Source organism: Balneola sp. (assembly GCA_002694685.1).
Classification (GTDB): Bacteria; Bacteroidota; Rhodothermia; order Balneolales; family Balneolaceae; genus Gracilimonas.
The window spans coordinates 41,465-61,039 of sequence record NZMW01000003.1 but is presented as its reverse complement, the minus strand read 5'-3'; the positions used below and the strand labels follow the sequence as shown (position 1 = coordinate 61,039).

The following is a 19,575-nucleotide window of genomic DNA, read 5'->3' as shown; positions in this document are numbered from 1 at the left end:
TTGAACTCATCTGTGGTTTAGGATTCGTTAATCGTTATTTGTTGATTGGTTTAGTAAGCTTTAGAACTCATCTATTCCACCTCTCGCTCCGTGCTAAACCAATGCCAATCTGCCACGCTTGATATTTCTCTGGCCTTAGAAAAAAGAGCGTAAAGAAGATGATGGAATGAAGCGTTAAAAAATAAATCACACCGCATCATACTTGAATTACAAGCAGGCCCGGCTATGGAGCATAGATTTATTTTAGCTGAATGGAATCAGCTTTAGCTTTTTTTAATCCGCCTTGATCTTTTGGTTCATTTTGTATCAAGACAAAATGAACAGGAGAGTTAGAGTAAACTACAAAATGCTAATTCTCTAAAAGCTGAAATTTTCCAGACTAAATAACTATTTATCTCCCCTTGACTCCACCCTCCCTTTCGCGTATCTATTCTTTTATCTCAAGAAACAGATCCACCTGATGAAAGCTTTCTCTTTAACTCTTCCTGCTCTGCTATTATGTACCGGCAATCTTTTTGCTCAGATTGATTATCCTGACGATTTCTCTGAACCCATGCCTTTGTATGAAGAAGCCCTCGGTGACTTCACCCGGGATATTTCCTCAAACAACGAAGAAGCTCAGGCCTATTTCAATCAGGGTTATCAAATGATGTATGCCTTTGCCAAAGGCGATGCCGCCCGATCGTTTTATGTATCCCGACAAAAAGATCCCGAATGTGCTATTTGCTGGTGGGGCGAAGCTTGGACCTGGGGACCTTACCTAAATGGGGGAATGCGAGATTCCGAAGCACCCAGAGCGTACGCGGCTATTCAGGAAGCTCTTCGACTTTCAAAAATTTCAGCCACCGAAAAAGAGCGAGCTATTATTGAAGCGACAGCTGTTCGATATGTGGAAGATTACGAGAACTCCAATCGCTCTGCGCTGGATTCTGCCTACGCTGATGCTATGAAGGAAGTCTATGAAAACTATCCCGATGATTCAGATATCGGAACCCTGTATGCTGAAGCTTTATTTCTACTGGAACCACGGCGTGGAACCCGGGATGTGAACGACCCGGATGTTCAATTTCTGCATGGCGTTTTGGAAGGAATTCTGGAAAGAGACATCAAGCACCCCGGTGCTTGTCACTTATATATTCACGCAACAGAATCTACCCAAAAACCGGAGTTGGCTGAACCTTGTGCGGAGTTCATCGGAAATTCAATTCCCGGAGCCAGTCACATTAATCACATGCCCTCTCACACCTGGAATGAAGTTGGTAGATGGAATGATGCCGTTCATGCCAATATTCAGGCTTGGCATTCCGATCAAAAAGCGGCCGTGGGCAAAGGCTTTGCGATCTATCCTTCCCACAACCTGCACATGCTTCTTTTTGCAGCCAGTATGGATGGGCAGGGCGGACTTGCCACTCAAGCCGGTAAAGATTACGCCAAGCTTACCGGTAATAACATGTACCATGTGTTAACCTTGGTTCGGTTTGGGCGGTTCGATGAAATTCCTGCCATCTCAACAAAACCGAACGGTGATGTAGCTTTAGGAATATGGCATTTCTCCCAAGGCTATGCGGCTCTCAAAATGAATGATATCAAAAAAGCTGAGAACCAGCTGAAAGAGCTTCAAAAACTAGCGGAAAATTCGGATGGCAGATTCCGATTCCATAGCGCAGAAAATTTACTGGGAACAGTTAAAGGAATTTTGGAAGGAGAAATTCATTGGGCGGAAGGAGACCTTGGCGCAGCACTTATGTCTTTTCAAGAAGGTGTAATGTTTTATGATAATCTGGATTATGATGAGCCCGAACCTCTGCCCTTTTCTCCCCGCCACTGGCTGGGAGCTCTATATTTAGAAATGGATCAACCTGATAATGCAGCCGATACCTTTAAAAAGGAATTAGAGAATCATCCTAATAATGGCTGGTCACTTTACGGACTCCTTGAAGCGGAAAAAGCTATGAATGCCCAAAACGATTCAACCCAACAAGCATTCGAGAAAAGCTGGGCTCGATCGGACACATGGATTCGGGGTTCCAAGTTTTAAATAGAACTGCTGTCCTAAACACTATTTCCGATTTCAAGAAATATTTATCAGCTTGTATTCCTGAATCTGAACTTATTTGATCTCTTATGAAAATCACTGTCTTCTTTATAATAGCTTTGCTTGCGGGCATTCCTTCTTCCCTATTTGCACAATCATCTACCACTACCGGCCCTGATAACGGCACGCTGGTTATTGTTGGAGGCGGGCGTTTAGATGCGAGTATCGTAGACAAGTTTGTTGAATTGGCCGGCGGGGAAAATGCACATATCGTTGTGATCCCATCAGCCGGTGGCAGAGATACCTATGGCGAGAATTATGGGGGAGCCGGAGTATTTCGTGAAGCCGGGGCCGGCAGGGTAACCGTCCTGCACACTAACAACCCTAAAGTTGCAGATACCGATGTATTTGCGGAGCAGCTGGAAGAGGCAACAGCGGTTTGGTTTAGCGGTGGTCGCCAATGGAGACTTGTAGATGCATATGCCGGAACCAAAACCGAGGACATGTTCTGGGAAGTATTAAATAAGGGCGGAGTAATTGGCGGGTCTTCAGCCGGGGCAACTATTCAGGGATCTTACCTGGCTCGTGGGGATACTCAAACCAACCAAATTATGATGGGTGACCATGAAGAAGGCTTTGGCTTTGTTAAAAATATTGCAATCGATCAGCACGTGATTGCCCGTAACCGCCACTTCGATATGTTCAATATCCTCGAAAATAAACCTGAACTGCTGGGGATGAGCATCGATGAAAGTACAGCCGTTGTGGTAACCGGTAATACCTTTGAGGTGATTGGCAGCAGTTATGTGATTATGTATGATGGAGGTTTTTGGTCACGTGAAGGAAGCAGCGACAAACAACTCCCCTCCGATGACTTGTTCTACTTTCTGCGCTCAGGCGACAAATACGACTTAAAGAAAAGGCAAGTCATCGACTAGCTTATAAGAGACTCTGCTATCAGATGAAAGCACCCTATTTCCATTTTTAAAATTGGGCGGATTGTTGAATATTCCCGTCATATTCCTTTAACCAACTGATTGCCAATTATTTGGTAATCCAAAATCGCCTTTCAGCTATGAAGAATGATAAAAAAGAAACCGGCTCAATAACCCGTAAATCCTTTCTTAAAAAAAGTGCTATCGCAACTTCCTTCCTTTTTGTCCCCCGCCATGTGTTAGGTGGAGTTGGTTTTACCGCACCGAGCGATCAGCTGAATATAGCAGCGATTGGGGCAGGTGGAAAAGGATCCAGTGATATACAACATGCTTCCGTGAATGGAAGAGAACGTGTAGCTGCTCTGTGTGATGTGGATTTCTCAGGCTCTGCTCAGCGATCAGTGGAAGCATTTCCTGAAGCCAAAAGATACAGTGATTATAGGGAAATGCTGGAGGCCGAACCCGACCTGGATGCTGTTACCATTTCAACGCCGGATCATAATCACGCTCCGGCTGCCAAATATGCCATGGAGCTTGGAATTCATGTGTATGTCCAAAAGCCCATGACGCACAATATCAGGGAAGCCCGGCTTTTAACAGAAATGGCACGGGAAAAGAAAATAGTAACTCAAATGGGAAATCAGGGAGCATCGAACCCTCTGCTTAATATGGTACAGGGCTGGATTGATTCCGGAAAGTTAGGAAAGATTTCAGAAGTGAATGTATGGACTAATCGCCCCGTTTGGCCTCAGGGTTTTGCTATGCCTGAACCGGATCCAAGCCAAAAACCCGATGCACTGGATTGGGATCTATGGCTGGGTCCTGCTGAAATGCGCCCATACACTCCAAACTTACACCCTTTCAATTGGAGGGGTTGGTGGGATTATGGCACAGGAGCTTTGGGGGATGTCGGCTGTCACCTGATTGATATTCCGTACCGGACTTTAGGGCTTACCTACCCAACTGATGCCGAATGCAGTGTTGGTACCATTTATACCGAAATGTGGACTCCAGACTATCATCCTGAAGGTTGTCCGGCTTCCTCCTTTATTACCATGCATTATGAGGCCACTGATAAAACTCAATCCCCTGTTACAATGACCTGGAGTGATGGTGGCATTAAGCCATCTCGCCCGGAAATCATCCCAGCCGATCATGATATGGGCGGAAATAACAGCGCAAATGGTGTTTTGATAATTGGTGAAAACGGAGTGATATCCACAAACATCAACGACAGTTCTCCATTAATGCCCAAACTGTACCTGAATGACGGAACCACTGAATTTGGTCCTGAAACAGAAGAAAATGAAGAACCTGAATACGGACATCACCGAAAATGGATTGATGCCTGCAAAGCCGGTTTTGACAGCAAAGAACACAGAGAGCTTACCTCCTCTTTTGACTACGCTGGCCCCATGACCGAAACCGTGCTGATGGGGAATCTTGCTATTCGCAGCTATTTACTGCGAAGAGAAAATAGTGAAGGACGCCTGGAATACTACGGACGCAAGAAACTACTCTGGGATGGCGAGAACACCGAGATTACAAATCTCAAACAAGCCAATCAGTTCGTTGGACGTACCTACCGAAAAGGCTGGGAAGTTTAATTTAAGACTTAGAAATATTCTCTTACTCGTTCCCAAGCTCCAGCTTGGGAACGCATACCCCGAGCTCTGATTCATAATCCTTCAAAAAAATAATTCTCTCAAGACTTGCAGAGTATCTTTATAAAAACTAACTTTGTATTTAAAAGTACTTTGCATGAAAGAACAACAAGATTATATCCAAGACATTGCAGAGATCCGTTCCATGATGGAGCGCTCTTCAAAATTTTTATCCCTCTCAGGGTGGGCAGGAATCATGGCGGGCATTTATGCCCTTGCAGGAGCTTATGTTGCCTACGCCGTCCTGGAATTTAATCCGGATGCAGTTCAGTATTCATTCTCAAACCTCACTCCGGTTGTACTACTGGCTTTAGGAATTTTAGTTCTGGCATTGATTACAGCAGTACTCTTCTCCCGAAGAAAAGCGAGTGATAAAGGTGAACAGGTCTGGAATGCTACTTCCCGAAGACTTCTGGCTAGCATGGCTGTTCCGCTTTCAGTTGGAGGTGCTTTAGTTTTGATGTTTATAGTCAAAGGGCTGATTGGTTTAGCAGCTCCGTTCATGCTTATATTTTACGGACTTGCCTTATATAACGCCGGCAGCTACACCATCAAAGAAGTGAAGTTCATGGGCTTTGCTCAGATACTTTTAGGCCTGATGAATATCTGGTTTATTGAGTTTGGCATTCTGTTTTGGACCATTGGGTTCGGCGTTATCCATCTGATCTATGGGATTTACATGTACTTCAGGTTTGAGCGGTGATCTAAATTGAAACTATCATTCGATGACTTACATAAAGCATTCGAAAGCAGGGTAAGACTGGGAATCATGTCTGCCTTGGCTGTTAATGACTCTCTGGATTTCAGTGCGTTAAAGGAATTTCTCGGCGTGACTGATGGAAACCTTGCCACTCATATCAAAAAATTGGAAAAGGAAGGGTTTGTTTCCGTTGAAAAGTCTTTCATTGACAATAAACCCAATACTAAATATGAAATGACTGCCGAAGGTAAAGCTGCTTTTGATGACTACCTCAGCCTAATGGAAAAAATCATAAATGCGAAAAAATCATGACTTCAAGAATCTCAAATAAGAAGAATACACAACGGTTTTTATCTTTACTCACAATCATTATTGGCGTTTTATTATTAGTCTTTATGATTGTGGTTGAAGATGAACCAGGTGCTGTCCCACTAGGAATGATTGTTACAGGATCTATTTGGCTTTTAATCATTATCAAAAAGAATAAAAACCAACCGGCCTAAATTTTTTTATAACTACACTTTGTAATTCAAAGTACTTTCCGTAAATACAACTAAACAAACATTATGAACACGAACCAACATTTCTATAGATCTACCGCACTATTGGCCGCTTTGACGGGACTCCTCCTTCTGATCCCTTTAATTGCGATGCAATTTACCACCGAAGTGGTATGGACGCTTAGCGACTTCATTTTCATGGGCGGCTTAATTTTTGGCACTGGTTTCAGTTATCTCTTAATAACCAAAAACAGAAAAAGCTGGAGTTATCGAATTGGGCTGGGATTGGCTCTAGTCGGACCTTTCTTCGTTCTTTGGATTAATGGAGCCGTTGGCTTTATTGGGAATGAGGGTAATCCTGCCAACCTGATGTATCTTGGTGTCATAGCAATTGAAATTATTGGAGCCCTTATAGCCTGGCTAAGGACTCAAGGAATGGCTTATGTAATGTTTGCCACAGCTCTTGCTCAAGCCCTTGTACCTGTTTTTGCATTGATTTTATGGCCACCAGAAGTTATCTCATGGGGAGCGGCCGGTGTATCAGGTGTATTTGTGCTCAACACCTTCTTTGTAATACTCTTTGCGACATCCGGATTATTTTTCAGACACGCTATCGGAGAACAGAATAAAGCACATACCACAACTAAATAAATAAATTCAAGATCATGAAGAATTTAAAGCACTCACTAGGAACCCGATTATTTATCATAGCTTTTCTGACTCTTATTCTCCTGATTCCTGCATTGCTAATACAGAATTTGATTTCAGAAAGGGAAGATCGGCGTGATTTGGTAGCTGATGAAATCAGTCAGAAATGGGGAAGTGAACAGGATCTTGTAGGCCCAATCATTACTATTCCCTACAAATATTATTTTAAAGGTGAAGATGATGTTGAGCAAACTATCCGGTATGCACACTTTCTACCTGAAAACCTGAATATAGAAGGCGAAGTACTTCCTGAAGTTCGTTATCGAGGTATTTACGAGGTCATTGTTTATAACAGCAAATTATCTGTCTCCGGTAATTTCCCTGCTATTGATTTAGATGGATTCAAAATCCCCGAAGAAGACTTCCTGCCTGAAAATGCCTTTGTTTCATTTGGCATTTCTGATATGACCGGGATCAAAGACTTTGTGACCATAAACTGGGAAGGCGAAGCATTGCTAGCTAATCCCGGAATCGAAACGAATGATGTTTTACAGTCAGGTATTTCAATTGCTCCGGACATTCAACCGGGCGAACCATACTCTTTCAGTTTTGAACTAAACCTAAACGGAAGTACAGGAATGCGATTCTCCCCTGTTGGAAAACAAACTGCAGTCGAACTTTCCTCGATATGGGCTAACCCAAGCTTTACAGGTAATTTTCTTCCTGTAGATCGGGAGGTGAGCGAAGCCGGTTTTGAGGCTAATTGGAAAGTACTTCACCTGAATAGAAACTTCCCTCAACAGTGGACCGGAGCCAACCAGGAAATCTCGAATTCTACCTTTGGTGTAGACCTCCTGCTCGGGGTTGATGAGTATCAGAAGACGATGCGTACTGCAAAATATGCCATCATGTTTATCTCGCTCACATTCTTGACTTTCTTCATGATTGAGCTGCTCAGCAAGAATATCATCCACCCCCTGCAATATCTTTTAATAGGTTTTGCGCTATTGATCTTCTATACCCTTCTTTTATCTATTTCTGAATATGTGGTGTTTAGCTTTGCATACATCATTGCCTCCACTGCCATCATTTCATTGATTACCATCTATTCGTACAGCATACTATCTGATAAGCTTAAAACAGGGGTTATAGCAGGAGTGTTAATCATCTTATATGGATACCTCTATATTCTACTTCAGCTTCAAGATTTCGCCTTACTTCTCGGCAGTCTCGGTTTGTTTGTGGTTTTGTCGGTGGTGATGTATTTAACCCGAAACATCAACTGGTTTGAAATTATGAACAGCTCAAATCAGGAAACATAAAGGTTAACTAAAGGAACTAATCAGCAGCATGAATACTTTTACTTGTGTACTAAAAAGGAACACTTATGAAGTATATAGCTGGTTTTTTATTCTTAATGATGGCTTTTAATCCCAAAGTAATTTTCGACTTTAATACTGACTCCAACCCCAACAGGTGGAGCATTGTTGATGATGTTGTGATGGGAGGAAGATCCGACGGAAACATGAAAATATCACCGGAGGGGCATGGACTTTTTGAGGGTGAAGTGTCCCTTGAGAATAACGGCGGATTTTCTTCAGTCCGTTTGCCATTACGTGCATTAGATGTTAAACCTGAACAGAAAATCATTATTCGCCTGAAGGGAAATGGAGAGAAGTATCAGTTTCGTGTAAAGCATAACCGCAGAGCTTATCAATCCTACGTTACCTATTTTGAAACCAATGGTAAGTGGCAAGAAGTAGAAATCTCTCTAAATGAGCTCTATCCTATTTACAGGGGAAATCGATTGAACAGGGATAACTTTAACTTCCAAACCATTGAAGAGATTGGGTTTTTAATAGGAAACAAGAAGCCACAATCCTTTCGCCTCCTCATTGACAAAATTGAATTAGAGTAGTCTGTTGTTAAGCTGCCTAATCGTTGAATAGTTATTTCTGAAGTCCTTGAGGAATGACTCACTTAATGAAGGCTATTTTTATAAAGTTGATCTACCTACATCTTTCGGGATTTACCTTTAGATTCAGTTAAAGCCAAAATCATCTACCTATCATGAAAACAATTCTGAATTACTTTCTGCGGGGTATGTTAATCATCCTGCCTTTAAGCGCTACTATTTATTTGGTATACGCATTTGTTATCTGGATGAATAGCTTATTTAACAGCCTTTTCTATAGCTGGTTTGATCTAGAAATACCAGGACTAGGAATCGTTACAGGCTTCATTGTGGTTACGGTCGTCGGATTCATTCTTACCCAAACATTTCTTAAACCGGTAGTTCACTTTTTCGAAAGACTTTTAACAAAAACGCCTTTCGTTAACATTGTGTACTCGTCCTTAAAGGATTTGACAGAGGCCTTTGTTGGTGATAAAAAGAAATTCACCAAACCGGTTTATGTTGAATTCAGTGAACCTGCAGGAATGAAAAGATTCGGATTTATCACTCAGGAATCTCTGGCTCACTTCGGCCTTGATGGAGAAGTAGCGGTCTACTGCCCTCACTCCTATAATTTTTCAGGAAACTTATATATCGTCCCAAAAGATAAAGTAACCCTGATAAAAACAGATCCAACCAACTTCATGCGATTTATCGTCTCAGGGGGAGTAACAAAAACACATGGAAGTGATTAATAAACTTCTTCGAACGTCCGGTCACCAGGTTTAACATTTCGGCGCATCTCTTCCCAGTCCCATTCGGCAGGATCTATTTCTGCATAATCAGATTTTAGAACCAGATACTCTGAAAACCCTTTAATTGCCAAGTTTTGATAGATTCCTGTCTCCATGCCTTTCAACCCACAAATATAGAGCAGGGTATTTTCTTGGCTTAGAATAGGATCGAGCTGTGGAGCACAATCCATAATTGAACTTTGAACATATTTCTTTGTCCCATCAGAGCGGCGAGCTTCTCTAGACACACATGTTATATAGTGAAAGTTCTCATGCTTCTCATCCATTTCCTTAAAGAGATCAGCGTAGATAAGGTCCGTCCGATATGCACAGCCAAATACAAGAGCAATGTGACCGTCATAATCATTCTCCTCATACAGTTCTTTTATGAACGCCCGAAAAGGTGCAATTCCAGTTCCAGTCGCAAAGAACACGTAGTTGAAACTCTTTTCATTTTCAGGCAACAAAAACCGCTTGCCGCTAGGGCCTGTCGCTTTCACTTTATCACCCGGCTTCAGATCAGCCAGATAATTAGAAGCAATTCCGGTGTATAATTTACCATCCAATTCTTCAATGGTCCGTTTAACGGTCGTAGAAATTAAATTCAACTTACCACCCTCTCCTTTTGTTGGAGACGATACAGAGTACAACCTGAGCTTGTGCGGCCTTCCTTTCTCGTTTTCTCCGGGAGGTAAAATCCCAATTGACTGTCCTGCCCTTACCCTTCCTTCCAGTTCTGTTCCTGAAACATCGAAGGTGACGTGACGGACAAAATTAGGGCTGCTTTCCTTGGTACACACATAGTTCTCCACAACGGTTATTTCTGTGGGATCCTTAGGTGAATAAATATTGAGTTCTACTTCAGGTAATACAAGTTCCGACATAAGTATGAATTGAAATTGAGTATGAGTGAGTGATGTTTACTGAGTGATTTAAACAAAAAAATCCCGCACCTTTAAAGTACAGGATTCTTAAAATAGGATAGTTTTGACTAGAAATAAAATGTGAGTCCAGCTGAAATTACATTCCCACTGAATTCATTATCAGAAAAACCGTCATTATTTCCGTCAAGAAACAAATATCTGTAATCAACATTCAGTGCAGCTGATTCCGATAGCGCTACATCAGCACCAAAACCTAAGTGATAGCCCAAGTTAACGTCAGTATCATCACCGGGATTTGTAAAACCACCGTCATAATCATAGATCGTATAATAAGCTCCTAATCCAGCTAATCCATAGGGTGCAAAGTTTTCAGCTAGCGGGGCAAATACCATCAAAGAACCTGTAACGGGCACTTGAGATACTGTTACTTCGCCACCAGTGGTTGAATAGCTTTGTTCACCTCTATATTCCAGAGAAAATTCAGCGCCAACATACTGTCCTTTTGTTCTGGACTGAAGTCCGATAAACATAGCACCGTCTTCAGCATCAGGGGCTTTATAAAAGCCAATTTTTGGACCAATCCCAGATGAATTTTCTATTAAATACTCCTGTGCAGTAGCCTGCGTAAAGAGCGCTGAAAGAGTTAATAAGGTAAATATTGATAGTAATTTTTTCATTATAAGTAGTTTTGTTGTGTCTATTCACTACTTATAAAGGTTTTAAAGAAATAAATGTTCCGGAAAACCTTGTAAGTTATTGGTTACTAATACGATACCGAATTAACTCATCTATTGTTGGGCGCACTTCCTGCTCTTCGATAAGGCGTTCAGCAAGAGAGTGGGTTACTCCAATATTTCCGAGGCGAATCAGGTTTTCTTTCGACAGATCTTCCATTGTGTAACCAAGGTCCAGCATGTTACTTGTGAAATAAGCCGTGACACCTGCTCTCTCAAGATCTATCAAATCAGGGATACTCAGTTCATAACCTAATTCCTTCATCATTCGGGTAAAAGTGGCACTTACGCCAGCATCCGAAAGTTCAACCAGTTGATCAAGAGTTACATCGGTATAGCCGGCATCTCTGATTTGAGAGGTATAGGTTGCGGTAACTCCTTCCTGACGTAATGCGATAAGCTCTTCTCTTGTCAGGGTTCCATATCCCATCTCCTCCATCCATTCACCCATACCTGTTAAGAGTGATTCATTAGGCTGATTGAGTTCCTGAACAATGTTTTCAATTGGATTCCAGGTCAGGCTATCGAAATTTATTTTTGAACCTGCGTAGAAAGTAAGCGTGGCTAAAAAGGCGAATAGAAGAATATAATTTGCAAGCTTTGAGTTTGATTTACCGCCTCTAACAGATGAGCTTTCGTTTACATCAAACTGACCTTCTTGTTCAAGGTCCTCTAAATCATTTCTCAGATTTTTAAATTTTGTACTCATAGCATATGCCCGTTAATTTTATCGGAGTAGCCTACGGTTTAAACCCAATAAAGATGCAAAAAATTATCAGGCAACTAGTTCTAAAGAACGGGTTAGTTCACCAATAGTAAATGGTTTCGAAATCAGGTCAATACATTCAGTAGCCTTTGCACGCTCATAATTCACCTTATCCGAATTTCCGGTTAGGTAAATAACGTCCGTCTTAATATGCTCCCTAATCTGAGTAACTGCTTCAATACCATCCATCTCTCCTTTTAAACGGATGTCCATCAACACAATATCAGGCTTGTGTTCTTTGGCCAGGTCAATGGCTTCTTCTCCCGAAGCTGCTTTGCCAACCAGAGTGTAGCCTAATTTTTTTATCATGTTTTCAACAACTAAAGAGATGATCATATCATCTTCAACGATCAGTATTTTTTTTGTCGATTCTGTCAAACTATTATCCTTTAAACTTTAAAATGTAGCTACCTATCTAAGTTAAGAGTATCTAACCTCAAATATGTTACTAATTATTTAACTCTGCAAAATTTAGAGTCAGCATAAATACTAAACCTCTCCATTTTACTGAGCTTCTATATCTACTAAAAAGCCCTCTTCAATATCTATATATGCTATCCAACCATCAAAACCTGATCTATCTTGTGAAATTGGAATTGCCCAACAAGTCCTCAGTTCTAGCTGTCTTTCGCTATCAACCTCTACCGGTAAGTGAACTTTATATGGTTGATCAGACAGATCTTCTGCCTGTACTGTATAAATTTCTTCCTCGCCGGTGTAAGGCCTCATATCAATTTGCCAACCAACCATACCTTCCTGAACTTCTTCGTATCCAAAGTTTACAAAATCGGGTACTTTAAAATCAGGATACCAATTTCCCCAAATTTGATTTACTCCTTCCGCATCCATTATCACCGTGATTTCGGTATCAATAACTTTGACGGAATCGATATACTGATTTTCAAAAACCAGTTTCCACTCAATGATTCCACTGTACTGGTCGGGGCCGGAACAAACAATGCACCCTTGGATAGACTCCATCCCTTTTAATTTCAGTTGGGAAGTATCAGAAACACCCGTGTATTTTTCATTCTGTAAAAGAGATTTCTTAGCTGCTGCTTGCACGGTATCAGGGTTTGTCATTTCAACCCTTAGCACTTCCCGGTTTTCACAGGGATTAACTCCATTCTCAAAAAATATTTCACTATAACCTGTAAAACCGTACATATTCAGCGTGGAGCAAATGTGTTCGCTATTCTCAGATTGGTACGTTTCATTCATTTCCCGAAGTTCAGAAAACTCCAGTTGAGGAAACACCGACGGGTAGTTTGAAGCTTCTTCATCCACGGTGAGCAAATTGCAAGATATTATGCCCGACAAGATTACCAGTAGTAATACAGATGATATTAATTTATACACTAAAGCCTGTCCTAAAGTTTACTAAAATTACCAAAATTAGCTACTTGAAACAACAACTTAAGACTCCTTAAAATTAATTTATTCCAACTTCTAAGCCTTTATATTTTGGTATGAGTTCTAAAAAAAATATATGCATCATTGGAAGCGGTGTTTCCGGTTTAACTACCGCCCTCTTACTTGAGCGAAAGGGTTGGGATGTTACTATCATCAGTAAAGCCGATCCAAGGAAAGCACAGGCTGACCCTGCATTTGCAAGCCTTTATCCTGCGGCTTCAGTAATTCCTCATTCTGTTTCTTCGGAAAGATTAGACGCTCTGTTTATTAATAGTCAAAATCATTTTCAAAAGCTGTTTAATGAAGGGTTTCCGGGGCTGAATATCCATCAGCATTTTGAGTTATTTGCTTCTGAAACTTCACTTCCATCCTATGCAGGTTTAATGAGGGAGTTTCAAAATTTCCCGGCTTTTAGGAACTCTTTCCATCCTTCACATCCATCAATTGAGATATCATCCGGATGGAAGTTTAATTGCTTTTTCGCGGATTGGAGTCTCTATTTCCCAGCTTTGATTGATAAAATACTGGGGGGTAATATCAGGTTAGAAATCAGGGATCTGAGATCAGAGGATATTTCAACACTCCCATTTCAGTATGTCATCAACTGCTCCGGACTTGGTGCTGTGGAATTGATGAATGACCCAAATCAGCTCATTCACCGCGGACACTTATTACGTATTCCCGGAAAAACAAAGCTTCGAAATCCAGATGGGGAGTTGGTCTCTTATAACTTTTCGCCTGGTCAAGAAGTTTATAAAAGTGAGAATGGCAGCCTTCAAGATGTCTATTTCTATCCACGCAGTGACGGTTGGATTTTTGGCGGAAGCAGACAAGCAGGTCGACTAGACGAAAGCGGAAACTGGAACGGAGAGCAATCTATTCAACCTACCGTAACTATTGGAAACCTGGAAGTCCCAAAACAAATTTTAGCGATCAACACTGAAATTATTGAACACACTTTTGGTGTCAATAAAATTGATGAATTGTCAAAACTGAAATCCAAAGTTGGATATCGATACATAAGAAAAAAAGAAGATGGGTTAAGACTTGAACCCGAAGTCATTCACGACAAACTTGTCATTCATAACTATGGGCACGGAGGTGCCGGGGTAACCTTAAGCTGGGGATGCGCAATGGAAGTAATAAAACTTCTGGAACAGAACCTGAACTAACGCCCAATCTTAGTTTTATAATTTAACCAGTGCCCCCTGATGAGTAATGAGCTGCCGACTAATGTCACACCTGCCTCGCCGTAATCACCAAGCTGATGATTAAAATACCAGGCAACAAAAATAATGGCGAGACCTACAAACAAATACCCGGAAATAGCTTTTAAATCTTTACGGTTTTTTATGGACAAAATGACTGCCGGTGCTATAGCAAGGAAAAATATCAGGTGAGTATATTCATGAAATTCTTCAATAGCCGGCCAGAGAGGAATTAAAGAAACAAATACCGGAACCAGTAAACAGTGAATAGCGCAAAGTCCGGATAACCCGATCCCCATACGATCCCAAAATCCCTGATTGTCCTTATCAACTGCTTTACTCATTAACTTTTTCTTTCCGATTTTTACGGAGAATTTTTTCGAATCTAAAAGATAAGGAATTTCTAAAATAGCTATAAGATTTAAATTCCATTTTCTTTAATCCATTCGATCCCTTTTACGAAAAACTCTTTTACATACGCAAAAAGTAATTTTAAGACAGTTCAAGTATCTTAAGTTAAAAGATGAGTCCATGCGATATATAATTACCCTTTTAATTTTTCTAGTCTTTACAGGCTGCAAAACACAAAATTACAAAGCAGCTACTTATAATATCAGAATGAATACGCAAAGCGATGGAATTAACCAGTGGGAGAACCGAAAGGAATGGGTGACCTCACAAATCCTGGACTTAAAGCTTGACGTATTTGGAACTCAGGAAGGTTTACCGGAACAAATCTCCTACTTAGATAGCACACTGAGTAACTATGACTATGCCGGAGTTGGCAGACGAGACGGCGTTAGTGCCGGTGAACACTCGGCTATTTTCTACAACACAAGCAGTCTTCAGCTTCTTGAAGAAGGTACTTTTTGGTTATCAGAAACTCCTGAGGAAGTCTCTATGGGCTGGGATGCAGCCAATCTCCGTGTTTGCACCTTTGTTCTTTTAAGAGACATAGATAGTGATGAGCATTTCTGGGTATTTAATGCCCACCTCGATCACAGAGGAGCCACAGCCAGATTGGAGGCTCTCAAACTGATTTGGGAAAGAGCTGAAAATCTGAATTCCCAAAACTACCCTATGTTGGTGATGGGCGATTTTAATGCCATTCCGGGCTCAGATCCTATTAATTTCCTTACAACTCATCTCAAAGATTCGAGGGATATCAGCAAAACAGAACCTATGGGACCTATTGGCACCTTCAATGGATTTGATACTACCCATCCTCTTGAGGATCGAATCGACTACATTTTTGTATCGGAAGATATTACCGTTGAAAGCTACTCCGTGATCAACGAGATCAAAGATAATCGCACTCCATCCGATCACTTGCCGGTTGTTATACAATTTCACTAAAAGATTAAGAATAAGCCAAAGCTCAAATTATGCGTATCACTAATTACCTGTTTTTATCTCTGATTCTATTTTTCTCAGCTTGTTCCAACTCTGCTAACCCTGATCAATATTTAATTACCGGCGTGAATGTCATTGATATTGAGACCGGCAACATCTCTGAAAATCAATCTATACTAATCAACAAGAACGAGATAGCAGATATTTTTGAGGATGGAGCAAAATCACCCGATGTATTTGAGACTATCGCGATGGAGGGTAAGTATGTAATACCCGGACTCTGGGATATGCACATCCACTTACGCGGCGGACAAGAACTTGTACCTTCAAACCGAAGTTTGCTGCCCATGTACTTAGCAAGTGGAGTGACCTCGGTGCGAGATGCCGGCGGTGATCTAACCCCTTCGATATTTGACTGGCAGTCACAGATTGAAGCCGGATCGCTTGAAGGACCTGACATCTACACATCCGGACCAAAAATTGATGGCCCCGACCCCACCTGGGAAGGTTCCATCGAAGTGGTGAATTCTGAGGAAATATCTGCAGCTCTCGATTCTCTTGAGTCTATCGGGGTTGATTATGTTAAGATCTACGAAAGTACCTTGAGTGGGGAAGCATACCTCGAGATTATTCGTCAAGCCGAAGAACGAGGACTTACCGTCACCGGACATATGCCAATGAGTATCTTTATTGATGATGCCATTTCCGAAGGTCTGGATGGCATTGAGCATTTGTATTACGTTTTGAAAGGAACCTCAGACAGAGAACTTGAAATCACCAGCGATGTCTATAATGGGAGGCTTGGGTTTTGGTCTGCAGTCGCTGAACTTAAAGAAAGCTATAATGAAGATACCGCCAGAGTTTTCTATCAAAGATTGGTTGAAGAGGAAGTTTATGTGATCCCAACCCTGCACATTGACAATATCTTAAGCTTTCTTCATGAGGTTGATCATACTGACGATGAGTACTTGAAATATATTCCGGAAGATATTCAGGAGACTTATCAGCGAAGAGTTCGCTCTGCTCAGCGCCGGGACGCAGAAGCCATCCAGTTTGAAAAAGAGCTCAATGATTTATTCAAGAAAATAACGGGAGATATGCAGGCGGCTGGTATTAAAATATTAGCAGGTTCTGATGCCGGAGCCTACAATTCTTATGTTTATCCCGGTATTTCTCTACACAAAGAACTGCAGGAATTTGTTAGCTCAGGCTTAACTCCACTGGAAGCTTTGCAAGCTTCGTCATTAAACGGATCTCTCTTTTTTGGTGATTACGATCAAACAGGAAGTATCAACATTGGCAAGCAGGCAGATCTACTTATTCTAAATGCGAATCCATTATCCGATATTAAAAATACTGAGCAAATCTATTCGGTAGTTTCAAACGGCAAGCATTATGATAAAGGAGAATTAGAGAAGATTTTAGAAGAAATGGACTAGTTTTGATTTGGGCTTACAAATCGATTCACTTCTTCTTTTCTCTTTTTGCGGTGTTTGGTATCTCTTCCGGAAACACGTTCCCGCCACATCTTAAAGCTGGAACGTTTCATTTCGGATCGCATTAGCTGAATGGTTTCATCTTCACTGAGACCAAACTGAAATTCGATGGCATCAAAAGGGGTACGGTCTTCCCACGCCATCTCTACAATTCTGCTTTTATCGGATTTAGATAATGTACTGAAATCAGCCATTTCTGCCTTTTTCTCAGCAATACAATTTATCCGATACTTTCAATCCATTTATTTCCGCTGCCCAAAGATTCGAAGTAAGAAAATAAACATGTTGATGAAGTCAAGATATAGTGCAAGGGCTCCCATTATTGCACCTTTGCTTCCCTCCTCCGATTCAATATCCATTTCAAGGCTCATTTTCTTGATCTTCTGAGTGTCATAAGCGGTAAGCCCTACAAATACTAAAACCCCAGCGTAAGTCACTAGCCAATACAGCATAGAACTTTGCAAGAATATGTTCACAATTGAGGCGATAATTATACCTATAAGGCCCATAAAGGCTATATTCCCAATACTCGTCAAATCTTTTTTGGTGAAGTAACCATAGGCACTCATCACGCCAAATGTACCGGCTGTTATAAAAAACGTGGAGGCGATGGAAGCGGAAGTATAAATCAGAAATATAATCGACATCGTAAGTCCATTAAGAGCCGAATAGAGTAAAAACAGTCCAATCGCCATGCTGGCATTCATGGAATTAATTCTGCTCGACAGCCATACTACCAATCCAATTTCTGCCAATGCAATCCCAAAAAATAAAATCTGGTTTTGAGCTACCGTGGACGCAAATCCTGAGTCTGCAGTTCTTAAAGCAACAAAGCCGGTTAAAGCTAATGCCAGAGCCATCCAGCCGTACACTTTATTGATAAAACTGGCTTGAACTGATTTAACTTGTTCTGCCGTAAGATGCTGTGTATTCATTTCTCTTTTTGATAAATATTTTAATTACAATTCGATTGTAATAACAAGTTCACGAAACCTTTATAAATAAGTTTTATTATGGGCATGAAAATACTAAAACTTCTAGCCGTTTGTGTACTGTGTATATTAATTATTACCGGCTTAGTTTTATTGATTCAAAAATTTATCTAATAAAAATATGAGGATATCATGAAAAAGAATATGGGTTCCGCTGATAAAATTATTCGGTTTGTTTTGGCTATCATTTTTGTGGCCTTATACTTTACGGGAACGGTAACAGGCACACTTGGAATTGTTTTATTAGTACTTGCAGGCGTATTTGTACTTACAAGTCTTTTCAGTTTTTGTCCGCTTTATGCGCCGTTTGGACTAAAGACGTGCAAAACTTCAGTAGAATAAAATCTTCTGCTCTTTATTTATTACGATTACCTAGCTAAGCTCTGCTGGAGTTAAATCAGAATTACGTTCAGAATAAATCTCATATCCATATGAAGACTTGGTTTGTTTACATCATTAGGTGTATGGATGGAAGTCTGTACACTGGATGTACCAACCATGTTATAAGGCGTTGGAATCAACACAAAAAGGGAAAGGGAGCTCGTTATTTGCGAGCTCACATACCTAAATCACTGGTCTATGTTGAGGAACTTGCTAATCGATCAAAGGCCTGTAAAAGAGAATATCAGATAAAGCAATATCCAAAAAAGGAAAAGGAGGAACTCATCGCCAATTCTATAGGTTAGCATCAAAACAAAACCTGTATACTTCTATTTGTATATCCTACTAGCTAAGTGTGTTTGATATTTAGCTAGCCAAAACTTGAAACGCTTTCCCAAATACGTATTAGTGTCTAAATTACCTAAAGATTATCAGTTTATAGATTTATCCGATTATGGAAGGCCAGTAGCAAGGGTCATTGCACATTCTCTGAAAAATACATCCTTCACTCCGGTTCATGTTACCTTAGGATTTATAGTATCTGGGCTTATTGCCATCTTTTGTATCGTCAATGGATATTATGGTGCTGCTGCATTTTTCCTTGTGTTTAAGTCTATTCTGGATGCTGCCGATGGTGAACTGGCCCGGCTCAAAAAAACTCCTTCCTATACCGGCCGATATCTTGATTCAGTATCTGATGTGATCCTTAATATGCTGATACTCTCTTCTCTGTGGTATATCACGGATTCCAATATTACTCTTACCGTACTCGCATTTCTCGGCCTACAGCTACAAGGCACATTGTATAATTATTACTATGTGATCCTAAGGAATGCTCACGGCGGAGACAAAACCAGCAGAATTTTCGAAGACTCCACCCCAACAGCTCTAAAAGGAGAAAAGCAGAAAACCGTCAACATCCTTTTTCGCTTATATAAAATCTGCTATGGCTACTTTGATAAAACAATCTATATGATGGATAAAACAGCTGCCGATTCATCCCATTTCCCTAATTGGTTGATGACAGCCGTGTCTACTTTTGGCCTTGGCTTCCAGCTTCTTATTATCAGTGTAATGCTTGTTCTTGGTCTGAAAGATTTCATTATACCTTTTTTCATCGGCTACTCTTCCATGATCTTGGTGTTTATTGTAATCCGAAAGCAGCTGTAGTTTATCTC

General features: G+C 40.9%; 24 protein-coding genes. 16 read left to right on the top strand and 8 right to left on the bottom strand.

Annotated elements, in window-relative coordinates; all coding sequences use genetic code 11:
• Positions 1-460 precede the first annotated feature (460 nt).
• The 10 genes from CL667_05370 (at position 461) to CL667_05325 (ending at position 9,131) form a co-directional block, all read left to right on the top strand.
• Complete coding sequence (locus CL667_05370) at positions 461-2,038, top strand: hypothetical protein (protein MAL17125.1); 1,578 nt, start codon at positions 461-463, stop codon at positions 2,036-2,038.
• Positions 2,039-2,124: 86 nt separating this feature from the next.
• Positions 2,125-2,973 carry a peptidase S51 gene (locus CL667_05365; protein MAL17124.1) on the top strand — a complete coding sequence of 283 codons (849 nt, stop codon included), beginning with the start codon at positions 2,125-2,127 and terminating at the stop codon, positions 2,971-2,973.
• 137 nt (positions 2,974-3,110) lie between these two features.
• On the top strand, positions 3,111-4,577 hold the full coding sequence (locus CL667_05360; protein MAL17123.1) for an oxidoreductase: 1,467 nt from the start codon (positions 3,111-3,113) through the stop codon (positions 4,575-4,577).
• Between the two features lie 154 nt (positions 4,578-4,731).
• Positions 4,732-5,337: a hypothetical protein gene (locus CL667_05355; protein MAL17122.1), complete on the top strand. Its 606-nt coding sequence runs from the start codon at positions 4,732-4,734 to the stop codon at positions 5,335-5,337.
• Positions 5,338-5,343: 6 nt separating this feature from the next.
• Positions 5,344-5,646, top strand: a complete 303-nt coding sequence (locus CL667_05350) for a transcriptional regulator (protein MAL17121.1) — start codon at positions 5,344-5,346, stop codon at positions 5,644-5,646.
• A complete protein-coding gene (locus CL667_05345; protein MAL17120.1) occupies positions 5,643-5,837 on the top strand; it encodes a hypothetical protein in 195 nt (64 codons plus the stop codon). Before CL667_05350 ends, CL667_05345 begins: the two co-directional genes overlap by 4 nt.
• 63 nt (positions 5,838-5,900) lie before the next feature.
• Positions 5,901-6,485, top strand: a complete 585-nt coding sequence (locus tag CL667_05340; GenBank protein ID MAL17119.1) for a hypothetical protein — start codon at positions 5,901-5,903, stop codon at positions 6,483-6,485.
• 14 nt (positions 6,486-6,499) lie between these two features.
• On the top strand, positions 6,500-7,804 hold the full coding sequence (locus CL667_05335; protein ID MAL17118.1) for a cell envelope integrity protein CreD: 1,305 nt from the start codon (positions 6,500-6,502) through the stop codon (positions 7,802-7,804).
• 65 nt (positions 7,805-7,869) lie between these two features.
• A complete protein-coding gene (locus tag CL667_05330; GenBank protein MAL17117.1) occupies positions 7,870-8,400 on the top strand; it encodes a CIA30 family protein in 531 nt (176 codons plus the stop codon).
• Positions 8,401-8,552: 152 nt separating this feature from the next.
• Complete coding sequence (locus tag CL667_05325; protein MAL17116.1) at positions 8,553-9,131, top strand: hypothetical protein; 579 nt, start codon at positions 8,553-8,555, stop codon at positions 9,129-9,131.
• Here CL667_05325 and CL667_05320 read toward each other — a convergent pair.
• The 5 genes from CL667_05320 to CL667_05300 all read right to left on the bottom strand — a co-directional run bounded on the left by CL667_05320 (position 9,128) and on the right by CL667_05300 (position 12,874).
• Positions 9,128-10,054, bottom strand: a complete 927-nt coding sequence (locus tag CL667_05320; GenBank protein ID MAL17115.1) for a hypothetical protein — start codon at positions 10,052-10,054, stop codon at positions 9,128-9,130. The two genes, CL667_05325 and CL667_05320, sit on opposite strands and share 4 nt — an antisense overlap.
• Before the next feature lie 107 nt (positions 10,055-10,161).
• Positions 10,162-10,731 (bottom strand): hypothetical protein, encoded by a 570-nt coding sequence (locus CL667_05315; protein ID MAL17114.1) that lies wholly within the window; start codon positions 10,729-10,731, stop codon positions 10,162-10,164.
• A gap of 76 nt (positions 10,732-10,807) precedes the next feature.
• Positions 10,808-11,497, bottom strand: a complete 690-nt coding sequence (locus CL667_05310; protein MAL17113.1) for a hypothetical protein — start codon at positions 11,495-11,497, stop codon at positions 10,808-10,810.
• Positions 11,498-11,563: 66 nt separating this feature from the next.
• Entirely contained in the window at positions 11,564-11,932 is a 369-nt protein-coding gene (locus CL667_05305; GenBank protein ID MAL17112.1) for a response regulator, read from the bottom strand.
• A gap of 126 nt (positions 11,933-12,058) precedes the next feature.
• The gene (locus CL667_05300; GenBank protein ID MAL17111.1) at positions 12,059-12,874 is read right to left on the bottom strand and encodes a hypothetical protein; all 816 of its coding nucleotides are present in this window, start codon (positions 12,872-12,874) and stop codon (positions 12,059-12,061) included.
• A 149-nt stretch (positions 12,875-13,023) separates the two neighbouring features.
• Here CL667_05300 and CL667_05295 point away from each other — a divergent pair, with 149 nt between their 5' ends.
• Positions 13,024-14,139, top strand: a complete 1,116-nt coding sequence (locus CL667_05295; GenBank protein ID MAL17110.1) for a hypothetical protein — start codon at positions 13,024-13,026, stop codon at positions 14,137-14,139.
• On the opposite strand, the gene CL667_05290 is transcribed toward CL667_05295, so the two are convergent.
• Positions 14,136-14,519, bottom strand: a complete 384-nt coding sequence (locus tag CL667_05290; GenBank protein ID MAL17109.1) for a hypothetical protein — start codon at positions 14,517-14,519, stop codon at positions 14,136-14,138. The genes CL667_05295 and CL667_05290 overlap by 4 nt on opposite strands.
• 187 nt (positions 14,520-14,706) lie before the next feature.
• On the opposite strand from CL667_05290, the gene CL667_05285 reads away from it, so the two are divergent.
• Together CL667_05285 and CL667_05280 are read left to right on the top strand one after the other, a co-directional pair.
• On the top strand, positions 14,707-15,531 hold the full coding sequence (locus tag CL667_05285; GenBank protein ID MAL17108.1) for an endonuclease/exonuclease/phosphatase: 825 nt from the start codon (positions 14,707-14,709) through the stop codon (positions 15,529-15,531).
• 29 nt (positions 15,532-15,560) lie between these two features.
• A complete protein-coding gene (locus CL667_05280; GenBank protein MAL17107.1) occupies positions 15,561-16,967 on the top strand; it encodes an amidohydrolase in 1,407 nt (468 codons plus the stop codon).
• Here the strand turns inward: CL667_05280 and CL667_05275 are convergent.
• Both CL667_05275 and CL667_05270 read right to left on the bottom strand, forming a co-directional pair.
• A complete protein-coding gene (locus CL667_05275) occupies positions 16,964-17,218 on the bottom strand; it encodes a TIGR03643 family protein (protein ID MAL17106.1) in 255 nt (84 codons plus the stop codon). The two genes, CL667_05280 and CL667_05275, sit on opposite strands and share 4 nt — an antisense overlap.
• A 48-nt stretch (positions 17,219-17,266) precedes the next feature.
• Positions 17,267-17,959, bottom strand: a complete 693-nt coding sequence (locus CL667_05270; GenBank protein ID MAL17105.1) for a hypothetical protein — start codon at positions 17,957-17,959, stop codon at positions 17,267-17,269.
• 189 nt (positions 17,960-18,148) lie between these two features.
• Between CL667_05270 and CL667_05265 the strand changes: the two genes are divergently transcribed.
• The 3 genes from CL667_05265 (at position 18,149) to CL667_05255 (ending at position 19,567) form a co-directional block, all read left to right on the top strand.
• Positions 18,149-18,358, top strand: a complete 210-nt coding sequence (locus CL667_05265) for a hypothetical protein (protein MAL17104.1) — start codon at positions 18,149-18,151, stop codon at positions 18,356-18,358.
• 89 nt (positions 18,359-18,447) lie between these two features.
• Positions 18,448-18,702, top strand: a complete 255-nt coding sequence (locus tag CL667_05260; GenBank protein ID MAL17103.1) for a hypothetical protein — start codon at positions 18,448-18,450, stop codon at positions 18,700-18,702.
• A gap of 103 nt (positions 18,703-18,805) precedes the next feature.
• Positions 18,806-19,567, top strand: a complete 762-nt coding sequence (locus CL667_05255; protein ID MAL17102.1) for a CDP-alcohol phosphatidyltransferase — start codon at positions 18,806-18,808, stop codon at positions 19,565-19,567.
• Positions 19,568-19,575 lie beyond the last annotated feature (8 nt).